We start from the raw sequence: 4,625 nt of genomic DNA on the forward strand, positions 1-4,625 counted from the left end.
GCAACCGGACCGCGCGGGCGCGCAGCGCCTGGTCGCCTATGTGGTGTGTGCGTCGGAGGCTGGTTCGGAAGGGCTGGAGGGAGCCGAGCTCGCCGGCGGCTTGCGCGCCCATCTCGGTGCGCGGCTGCCGGACTACATGGTGCCGTCTGCGTTTGTGCGGCTTGCGGCGCTGCCGTTGACGGAGAACGGCAAGCTGGATCGGAAAGCGCTGCCTGCGCCGGAGGATGCGGCCTATGCGCAGGCGGCCTATGAGGCGCCGCAGGGGCCGATTGAGGAGACGCTGGCGACCATCTGGGCCGAGCTTCTGGGGGTGGCGCGGGTCGGACGGCACGACAACTTCGTCGCGCTTGGCGGCCACTCGCTCCTGGCCGTGCGGTTGCTGAGTCGAGCGCCAGATCTTGGTCTGCAGTTTAGCGCCGCTGATCTCTTCCAAGCTCCTGTTCTGAAGGAACTTGCAGCGAGGGTTGAGTTGGACCCGCACCGTCATCCAGCCAGGGTGCTATCCGTTCGTGTGACGGGATCGCAATCGCCACTGTTCTTTGTTCCGACAGGTCTGGGAGATTGTTCATATGTCCTTAGCTTGGCACAAGAAATGGACATAGACTGTCCTGTTTATGCTCTGCCATGGCCGTCTTTCGACGAACGGTATCCACCAACTCTTGAAGCGATAGCCGCGCAAGTAATCTCGGTGATCAAAGAGATTCAGCCGAAAGGCCCGTATCGCTTCGCCGGATATTCCTCGGGAGCAATCTTGGCTTACGCAATTGCCCAGCGCTTACTAAGCATCGATGAAACTGTCTCATTCATGGCTTTCATCGATGTTACACTACCTACAAACCAACTGAGCATGTCGCAAGCTCAAATAGTACTGGAGATGGCGTTGGACCCTTTCGAGTCCTTGGATGATGAGCGCTTTGAAGTCCTGGAGGGCTTTGCTAGAGAGAGTTCAGTCGCTCAACTGCTTGAAAAAGCGCAGCAAGTTGGGGCGATGTTTGCAAGTCGTGATTTCCATAGCGACTATCTCCTGTATGAAAAAATTGCCCAATTCCAAAAAGCGCTGCAGTTGTATCAAATGCCAACGCTGTCAGTTGAAATACATCAGTTTTATGCCACTGAGGTTCTCGTCAGTCGTCGGGCACGACAAGCCGAGAGTTCAATCGATCGAGAGGCAAGTTCGCCCATGCGAGGTTGGGACCGGGTTTTGAATAGGGCGGCCATTCATGCCGTACCCATTCCAGGCAATCACATGACGATGATGAGTGTTCCGGAAAATCGCCGAGTTCTGGCACGATCCTTATCCACGGCCTTAAACAGCTCACCGGCAACCTACCTTTGCAACGGTAAACGTTTGGATGTGGAATCATGACGCGGCTACTCCGTGCCGGCTCTAATCTTCCGCCAACCTGCGAACTGTTGACTGAGGGTGGCGATGAGCGCATCGAACTAGACCCGAGAGGAGGGGCCAATAAATACGGGTGCCGCCCTAGCCCCGACAGCGGACTGCTTGCATTCGGTTCTGCGACGGCGTCTACGATCTCTGAAGCTGGATATTTTGCGGCTGAGCAGGCCCGAAACAGACTGATGGCCACGTTGCATAGCGGTAACGCAGCAGAAATCTATTTGGCGGAAATCTCCAGGGTACGCAACGAATTCGTTGATCTCTGCGGCCTGAGACAAGTTTCCGGAGTTGAGGTCGTTGTGTGTCGGTCTGGGACGGACGCTCACATGCTCGCCGCGAAAGTAGTGGCCGGAAGCCCTGCGGCAAAGACGTTGGCAATTATGGTTCAATCGTCGGAGACCGGGAGCGGTGTCGCGGATGCTTTGACTGGAGCTATGCATCCTCAGTATGCAGTGCAGGATGCTTCGGGTGCAACAGGTAACCTCCGCAATTCCATTGATGTTGAAACGATAGCGATTCGCACCGAAGACTGCAGGCTCCGATCAATTGCGACGGTTGATGATGAACTCGAAGCGATGGTATCAAGGGCTGTGACGCGGTACGATCGCATTCTCATAGCGCTGACCGACCTTTCGAAAACCGGAGTGCTGGCTCCCAGTCCCATTCGGGCGCTAGATCTAAAGCGTCGCTGGCCTCATGTCATCGAAATCCTAGTCGATGCAGCTCAGTTCCGTTTGGCGCCGAGCACGTTACAGAGCTATCTCACCGCGGATTGTCTAGTGGTCATAACTGGGTCAAAGTTTGTGGGCGGTCCCGCATTTTCCGCGATGTTACTGGTTCCAGCGGCTGCTGCGTGTCGCCTGATGAAGCACCCGGTGAATTCCGCGCTGAGCGTGACTAGCGCGCGTGCGGAATGGCCGCAACATTGGAATAACGTTCAATCAGTTGACCATGTCAGTAACTTTGGACTGCTTTTGCGGTGGGAGGCTGCCCTCGCGGAATTGCGCGCCTTCCGCGCTATTCCAGACGAGGATGTCGGAAGGGTCGTCCAGTCTTTTCGCGATGCGATTGTGTCCTGGCTCAGCGAGGCCCGTCATCTTGATCCGCTAGAACAGCCGGGCTTGCATCGGCTTCCCTCATTGACGAGCGAGCCATGGGATCGGACGCCGACGATCTTTCCCTTCCTTTTGTTTCGAAGCGATCAGGGAGCAGGACGAAAGCCGCTGCCTGCCAAAGAGGTCAACAAAGTCTACATGCAGATGAGGGAAAACCTGGTCACGGCAGAGGGCTTGCCGGAGGAGTCCAAGACATTGGCTTCGCGCTGCGAGTTGGGGCAGCCGGTTCTCTGTGGCGAGTTGGAGGGAACGGCCGTGGCTGCTCCGCGTCTATGTCTTAGCGCGAGATTAATCGTGGAAGCAGTCGCTGCCCGAGATCGAGGTCTCAACTGCCTGATCGAACGAGGACTCACTTTGCTTGAAAAGGCCGCTTTCCTCGCCAGCAACATGTCCTAGGTCTCATAACATTTGAGCCGCGGGGCATCCACTTTTCCAAGAATGCGTTGACGGTGGTGTCGAGCGCCCTGACCTTCGGCCGTCGCGCCAGCCGGTGCAAACCGCTGCAAAATCCGTTCGAACCCCAATCGGCCGCGATCGTATGCGCTCAAGCATCGCTTGTGAAAACGAGTCTGCTCGTCAGCCGCCTCAAACGCATGACAAGGAGCGCCGCGTAGACGGCCGTCCCGATTGATAAGCCAATCCAAATACCGATTGCGCCGAGGCCCATTTTCAAACCGAGCAGGTAGCTGAGGGAAAGGCCGACCAGCCAATAAGCGATGCCAGCGAACAGAAGCGGCACGCGCGTGTCCTTCAATCCGTGAAGGCCGCCCGCAGCGATGCTCTGCACGGCATCGGTAACAAAAAAGCTTGCGCCGACCAAAAGCAGCTCTGCAGCGAGTCCAATCGTCGCGCCGGCATTGATGGACGATCCGCCCAGAAATAACTCAGCGATGTCAAAACGCGCAGCGATCACCGCAAGGGTCAGAACTGCAGTGATTGCGACACCGAACAACATCGCGACCAGACCCGCGCGCTTAACGGCAGAGACGTCATTGCGGCCTGCAGCGTGCCCAACCCGCACGGTCGCCGCCATGCTGATGCCGAAGGGAATCATGAGCAAAATCGTAGAAACCTGGACGGCGATCTGGTGGGCTGCAAGCGCAGTGGTGCTGATCGCGGCTACCAGGAAGGCCGCAGCAGAAAACAATCCAGACTCGATCAGAATGGCCATGGAGATTGGCGTCCCGACCGCAAACAACTGCCGCATCAAGGGCCAATCGAAGCGCCAGAGATCTGCAAGCACGTGGTAGTCATGGAAAGGTCGACGCATTGTGACGAACCACAAAGCGGTCAAAAACGTCGCGCAGTTCACCATCGTCGTCGCAAGACCCGCTCCTAATAGTCCGAGCCGTGGCAGCCCAAGCTGGCCGCAGACCAAGAGAGAGACCAACAGCGCATTGATGGGGACCGCCACTAGCGTGATCCACAGGGCTGGCTCGGGCCGATTGATCGCAGCCATGAAACTACGGACGGCGGAGAACCACATTGCTGGCAGCGCGCCCCAGGCGAGCCCAAACAAATATTGCTGCGCAAGCCGAGCCGTTTCCGGAGGGGAGCTGAGTGCAAGCAGAAGTTCTTCGCCATACAGAGGAAAGGTCATCATTGGCATCCACAGTAGGAGCGCCGCCCAGAATCCCGTACGTAGGCAGCGTGCTACCAGAGCCGGATTGGCCGCGCCAAAAGCCTGAGCCGAAAGCGGTGCCACTGCTGACACCACGCCTGAGGCGAAGGTGAGGCTGATGGACAAGACTGTGCCCGCCAGCACTGCCGCTGCCATCGCTTCTGCATATTTCACTGATGATGAGCAGCGATTTCGCGCGATCATGAGCGCTGAATTCAGACGATCGTGAGCAACTCGCTCCGGCCGAGGCGGTGATAGGGTCAGCGTTTCGGCTGCTCGTCAAGGGTGATGGTTTTGGCGTTGCGTTTTCGCATGCTTTCGCCGGCAAGCTCGAGGCGGTGAGCGTTGTGGACGAGGCGATCCAGAATGGCGTCGGCGAGCGTGGGATCTCCGATAACTTCGTGCCATGTGTCCACGGGGAGTTGGCTGGTTATGATGGTGGAGGCACGGCCATGGCGGTCCTCGAGGATTTCCAGTAGATCTCGCCGCT

At 57.7% G+C, this 4,625-nt stretch carries 4 protein-coding genes; 2 read left to right on the forward strand and 2 right to left on the reverse strand.

What is annotated here, in order from left to right; genetic code table 11:
- Both K288_RS48915 and K288_RS0142530 read left to right on the forward strand, forming a co-directional pair.
- A partial coding sequence (locus tag K288_RS48915; RefSeq protein ID WP_043162337.1) for a thioesterase domain-containing protein occupies nt 1-1,366 on the forward strand: 1,366 nt, incomplete at its 5' end.
- A 359-nt stretch (nt 1,367-1,725) separates the two neighbouring features.
- Nucleotides 1,726-2,910 (forward strand): hypothetical protein, encoded by a 1,185-nt coding sequence (locus tag K288_RS0142530; RefSeq protein WP_244443481.1) that lies wholly within the window; start codon nt 1,726-1,728, stop codon nt 2,908-2,910.
- A gap of 148 nt (nt 2,911-3,058) precedes the next feature.
- On the opposite strand, the gene K288_RS48920 is transcribed toward K288_RS0142530, so the two are convergent.
- Nucleotides 3,059-4,339: an MATE family efflux transporter gene (locus tag K288_RS48920; protein ID WP_084800127.1), complete on the reverse strand. Its 1,281-nt coding sequence runs from the start codon at nt 4,337-4,339 to the stop codon at nt 3,059-3,061.
- A 56-nt stretch (nt 4,340-4,395) separates the two neighbouring features.
- Nucleotides 4,396-4,625 (reverse strand): ATP-binding protein (locus K288_RS51775; RefSeq protein ID WP_027581320.1); only part of this gene is annotated, 230 nt, incomplete at its 5' end.

Source organism: Bradyrhizobium sp. Ai1a-2 (assembly GCF_000426245.1).
In the GTDB taxonomy this organism is placed as follows: domain Bacteria; phylum Pseudomonadota; class Alphaproteobacteria; order Rhizobiales; family Xanthobacteraceae; genus Bradyrhizobium.